The 5,484-nt window shown below is 61.0% G+C and carries 5 protein-coding genes; 3 read left to right on the top strand and 2 right to left on the bottom strand.

From position 1 onward, the window contains the following. Together AC11W3_RS01815 and AC11W3_RS01810 are read right to left on the bottom strand one after the other, a co-directional pair. On the bottom strand, positions 1–1,139 hold a 1,139-nt coding region (locus AC11W3_RS01815), incomplete at its 3' end, for a pyruvate carboxylase subunit B (RefSeq protein ID WP_484092392.1). Positions 1,140–1,526: 387 nt separating this feature from the next. Continuing rightward, complete coding sequence (locus AC11W3_RS01810) at positions 1,527–2,564, bottom strand: GPMC system family 4 glycosyltransferase (RefSeq protein ID WP_484092391.1); 1,038 nt, start codon at positions 2,562–2,564, stop codon at positions 1,527–1,529. A 163-nt stretch (positions 2,565–2,727) separates the two neighbouring features. On the opposite strand from AC11W3_RS01810, the gene AC11W3_RS01805 reads away from it, so the two are divergent. From AC11W3_RS01805 to AC11W3_RS01795, 3 genes are all read left to right on the top strand, one after another. After that, complete coding sequence (locus AC11W3_RS01805) at positions 2,728–3,483, top strand: GPMC system MBL fold metallohydrolase (protein ID WP_484089561.1); 756 nt, start codon at positions 2,728–2,730, stop codon at positions 3,481–3,483. Positions 3,484–3,517: 34 nt separating this feature from the next. Next, a complete protein-coding gene (locus tag AC11W3_RS01800; protein ID WP_484092390.1) occupies positions 3,518–5,365 on the top strand; it encodes a TIGR04442 family protein in 1,848 nt (615 codons plus the stop codon). Positions 5,366–5,385: 20 nt separating this feature from the next. Then, on the top strand, positions 5,386–5,484 hold a 99-nt coding region (locus AC11W3_RS01795; RefSeq protein WP_484092393.1), incomplete at its 3' end, for a GTP-binding protein.

The raw sequence follows: 5,484 nt of genomic DNA, 5'->3' as shown, positions 1-5,484 counted from the left end.
CCGGGCGTCGCCCCGTAGTAACCGAGCATCAGGTCGGCGAACTCCCCCGTCAGCACCTTGTAACGCCCCATGATGATGTTGAGCACCGCCTGGGTCCCTACGATCTGGCTGGTCGGCGTCACCAGGGGGACGTACCCCGTATCCCGCCGCACGACCGGTATCTCTTCCAGCACCTCGTTCATCCGGTCGCCGGCCCCCTGCTGTTTCAGCTGACTCTCCATGTTGGAAAGCATCCCTCCAGGTATCTGGCTCTTGAAGATTTCGGTGTCGACGCCGGTCACCGCGGAAAGAAACTCGCCGTAGCGGGGCTGAATCTTGGCGAAGTGCTCCTTGACCCGCAACAACCGGGCAAGATCGATCCTGGTCGTGTAGCCGGTCCCTTCCAGCATCTCGATGAAGCTCTCCGTGGGGTTGTGGCCCGGTCCGAGGCTCATGGCGCTCACCGCAGTGTCGACGCAGTCCACCCCCGCCTCCACCGCCTTCATGAGGCTTACCAGCGTGACACCCGTCGTCGCATGCACATGCAGATGCAGCCGGGTATTCTCCCCGCAGGCTTCCTTGATCCCCCTCACCAGGTCGTACGCCGCCTGCGGCTTGATCAGCGCGGCCATGTCCTTGATGCAGATGGAGTCGCACCCCATGCCGACCAGCCGCCTGGCCTGCTCGATGAAGATCTCGGTACAGTGAATGGGGCTTACCGTGTAGGAGATGGCGCCCTGGGCATGCTTCCCGGTTCGTTTCACCGCGTTTACCGACCGCTCGATATTCCGCAGATCGTTCAGCGCGTCGAAGATGCGGAAGACGTCGATGCCGTTCTCGGCGCTCTTCTGGACGAAGCGATCCACCACCTCGTCCTGGTAGTGGCGATATCCCAAAAGGTTCTGACCGCGCAGCAGCATCTGCAGCGGGGTCCTGGGCATGAGCTCCTTGAAGGTCCGGAGCCTCGCCCACGGGTCCTCATTGAGGAACCTGATGCAGGAGTCGTAGGTGGCGCCGCCCCAGCACTCCAGCGACCAGAATCCAGCGTTGTCGAGGTCCTCGCAGGCAGAGGTCATATCGTCAATACCGAGGCGTGTCGCGATCAGGCTCTGGTGGGCGTCGCGAAGCGCCAGTTCCGTTACGTCGATGATGCGGTCCATGTCTTGCCCCCTGTCAGGCGATGGCGGGACTGAGTGGTGTACCGGTGCGGATCACAGGTTGAGGAAGGAGGGGTTTCGATCACATTAGGAAATTCTACGACCTGTTTCGCCAATGGCAAGGAGAGTTACGAGACGCCCCTCTCCCTCCATGAGAGGGCCAGGGTGAGGGCGCCAGTCGGAAGCGAGCTGGCGCCCTCGCCTCCATGTGACGCCGTCGATGCTGAGTTTTGACGAGGGGGGCAGAGTCCCCTCTCCCTCTGGGAGAGGGTTAGGGTGAGGGCGCCACTCGGAAGCGAGCTGGTGCTTGACAGGAAACGCGGCAAAACCATGCCTGGATGACCAGGGAAAGCGATGGAGAAAAGGAGAGGGTGAAGCGGAAGAAGAAAGCTAAGGATGGTTAGGGGCGTGCGCGCCTAGGATGGCCTGATAGAGCTCCAGGTAGGCTTGGGCTTCTTTATCGGGGCAATGCTTTTCGTGGATCATGGCCTGGCCGTGGCGGCCCAGCCTTTCGCGGAGATGCGGATCAACCACCAGATGCTCCGCCTTGGCGGCGAAGTCCTCCGCATCGTGGTAAACAAGTCCGGTGACGCCGTCCCTTATGATGGACCGGTTCCCCTCGATGCCGGCAGCCAGCACCGCCTTCCCATAACAGAGGGCTTCGAGAAGGCTGTTCGCCATCCCTCCTTCGAAGAGGGAACAATTGAGCACCACGTCGGCCGCGCGGTACAGATCAGCCATCGACTCGTGAGGGAACGCACCAAGATAGCCGGCGAAGGGATACTGCTCCAGCGCGTCGAGTACCTGTGCGGCGTAGTCGGGATCGAGTACCGGCCCTACCACCTGAAGGCGTAGCCGCGGGTACGTGGCGTGCACGGCGGCCAGCGGCTGCAGGGGGAAGAGGATGTTCTTCACCGGACGCAGCCCTGCGGGAAAGAGGAAGTTGATGGTATCGGCGGCGCCAGTAGCGACTTCAGCTTGCCCCTCCCGGGGGCAGTCGACGCCTTGCGCGATGACCACCGTCCGCTCATCCAGAGACGGGAGGTGCTCTGCCAGCCTGCGCTTGACGCTGGCGTGGAAAGCGACCAGGCGAGCGGCTCCCCTCAGGGCGATGTGGGTTTCATGGCTGCGCTGGTCGGAGAGGGCCTGGTAGACGTCGGTGCCGGTCAGCGTGACCAGGTACGGTATCGACAGCGCCTCCGAGACGGCATGAGCCAGCCGTCCACCGAGATAGCCGTGAAAGGCATGCAGCAGCTGCGGCTCGAACTTCTTCACCGCGGCCAGCAGCTCTTCCGCCGAAAGCTGATCCACCGCGAACACCCGCACTTGGCAGCCCAGAAGGGTCAAGTGGCGTTCGATCCGTCTCACCGTGACGGAGTTTCCGGTTTTCCCGGACCTGTAATTTGGCGCGATGATGCCGACCCGCATGTTAACCTCAGACAGTGTCACTTCCCCGCATGCAGGGGGGAACACATGAATGATACACCAATCAGCCTGGATAATAGCCACAAAACCCGCTCCACGCAAGGGATAAACCCCTTGCCTCACCAAGCTGAATCATGCTAATTTACCGCATTCCGAGGTGCTACACATGAAAATAACCATCCTCGGCTCTGGCACCTCAACGGGCGTTCCCATGGTCGGCTGCCACTGCCAGGTCTGCGACTCAACCGATCCGCGTGACAAGAGGACCCGTGCTTCCATCCTGGTTGAGTGCGACGGGCGCCGCATTCTTGTCGACACCTCTACCGATCTGCGGAGCCAGGCACTCCGGGAAAAGATACCGCAGATCGACGCGGTGCTGCTGACGCACGTCCATGCCGACCATATCCACGGCATCGACGACCTGCGGGGTTTCCACTTCCTGCACCGCAGGGTCATCCCATGCTACAGCAGCCCGGAAACCATCCAGCGGATCACCGCCAGCTACGCCTACATTTTCGAAGGGCTCCATTCGGAGGGATATCATCCCCTGCTGGAGGCCATTGCCGTTGATGACCCCTTCGAGCTCTTCGGCTGCAACATCACCCCCGTGCCGATCTTGCACGGCTCCTTCAAGGCCACCGGCTACCGGTTCGAGAACGCCGCCTATCTCACCGACTGCAGCCTGATTCCGGAGAGTTCGATGTCGCTGCTCCAGGGGCTGGACCTCTTGATAATCGACGCCCTGCGCTACTCCCCGCATCCCAACCACTTCAATATCGACGGGGCCCTGCAGGTGGTGCAGGCACTGCAGCCGCGCCGGACCTTGTTCACCCACCTGACCCACGAGGTGCATCACACGGATGGAACCCGGCTGCCGGTGGGCGTGGAATTCGCCTACGACGGCCTGGTGGTCGAACTTTGATGGCCGCAGGCCGCAAAAGAAACGGACGGAACTGATGTTCAGAGACATTCGACTGCACGGGTATGCCAACGACCAGATCGAGTTTTACGCGATTACAGCCGGAAGCGAAGCCTACAACCGCTACTTCTTCAACACCGACCATGCCGACGCCCAGGAGATCCGCTTCTTCTCCCCGGGAAACGAATTCATAATCGGCCGGGACGGCATCAGCCACCGCGGCAACGGCGGCTCCTTCTGCGAGTACATGTTCGGCGTCGACCAGCCGATCGCGGACCTCGCCAAGGAGGAGGTCTCCAACCGGCTCGTCGTCTACGGCACCCACTACGACCACCGCACCGGCACCCTCAAGTTCAGCGACCGCACCGACGGCTATCTGAGCTACGACAAGATCTTCTTCGACGGCAACGCCGTATTCAACTACTTCTTCGCCCTGACCGGCGCCGACTTCGGCGGGCTTTTGAGCGACCAGCAGGAACGGATCGTCAGGTTGCTGGGAAAGGCGCTGAAGCGCTCTTCCGCGGTGGGCGAGGAACACGACAACCTGATCATCGGGGAGGTCCTCAAGATCATCGACGAGCCGAGCGCTCACCTCTTCCTGTTCAAGCTGATCAACGTCAGGCACAGGGAATACTGCGAGGTCTTCAAGAATCTCTACTTCAGCAACAAGAAGATCACCGACGCCGACTTCCAGATGCTGGCCGTGCTGGCCGAGAAGTACGGGATCGACCGCTACCAGCAGGAGCGCATCCGGATCGACGTGATGTACAAGCATCCGGACAACCGGCGCATCGTCGACGAGTACAAGAACATCCTGATCGCCTGCAACCGCAAGGGGGAGATCAACAAACTCGAGAATGCGCGCCTCACAAGGCTGAAGACCCTCTCGGTCCGCAACAAGATCCCCGGCGCCCTCTTCTACACGCTCGACGAGATGCTCAAGAAGGACAAGAAGCTGGTCGACCTGGAGGAGAGCAACTACATCTCGGAGACCAGGCAGATCCTGGAGGGGATGTTCCTTTCCGAGCGGCACATCGAAAGCACCATCGACACCGAGGACATGCTGAAGCTCCTTTACGCCAAGAAGCAGGCGGCGGAGAACCGGGACCACGCCTTCGAGGAGATGCTGCTCGACGCCAGCAAGGCCTGCGACGAGAAGATCCGCGACGGCTCCGACATCTCGATCCTCGAGGGTTATTCGTACATCATCACCTACTTCGACCGCTACGACGCGACCTCTTCCGCCATCAACAGGCTGGCCTTCATGGAGAACGTGAAGATCTCGGAGGATATGATCCGCAGTCTCCTCGGGAACAAGAGCGCCTTCGACATGCTGGCGCCCGACCTCTTCACCAAGCTCTTCCTGTCGGGAATCTTCGAGGACAAGTACCTGGGGATCTACGGCCGCAAGAAGGTGACCCACCTGGCCTCGGGACTGAGGATGATAGAGGAGAACCGGCTTTCCACCGCCGCTCTCCTGGAGCACCTGCAGCAGATAGATGCCGACGAGCGGCTGTACCTGACCCTCCTGGAGCACGTGAAGGAGAGGATCAGGAACTTCTACTCCAAGTACTCGAGCAAGGCCGACCAGGAAGCGCTGAAGAGGGAGCTCACCGAGGAACTGCAGCACAAGAAGCTCCTGGAAGGCGAGATCCCGCAGCATCTCTTCCACGAGGTCATCCTGACCATCAAGAAGGAAGCGGTCTACATCCACAACCTCCTGCCGCAGATCATCGCCGAGAACGACGGCTCGCTGCGCGAGGACTTCCTGGAGAACTCCGGCCTCGACCGTTTCTACGTCGAGGAACTGGAGCGCGAGTACTTCGAGCTCAACAATCTCGACATGGAGGCGCTCTACCAGATCCGCAAAGGCTACGCCGCCTGAGCCACGACTCCCGCCCAGCCATGCCAGCCACCGCCCAGATCCGCAACCTCGGCATCATCTCGCACATCGATGCCGGCAAGACCACGGTCTCCGAACGGATCCTCTTCTACTGCGGGGAG

It is taken from the genome of Geomonas sp. (assembly GCF_056994735.1).
Note: the sequence above shows the minus strand (reverse complement) of the source record. Positions and strands in the feature narration are given on the sequence as shown.

Bases quoted from the DNA above. Each gene is read 5' to 3' on its own strand.
- AC11W3_RS01810 (WP_484092391.1), bottom strand. From the start codon at position 2,564: ATGCGGGTCGGCATCATCGCGCCAAATTACAGGTCCGGGAAAACCGGA.
- AC11W3_RS01805 (WP_484089561.1), top strand. From the start codon at position 2,728: ATGAAAATAACCATCCTCGGCTCTGGCACCTCAACGGGCGTTCCCATG.
- AC11W3_RS01800 (WP_484092390.1), top strand. From the start codon at position 3,518: ATGTTCAGAGACATTCGACTGCACGGGTATGCCAACGACCAGATCGAG.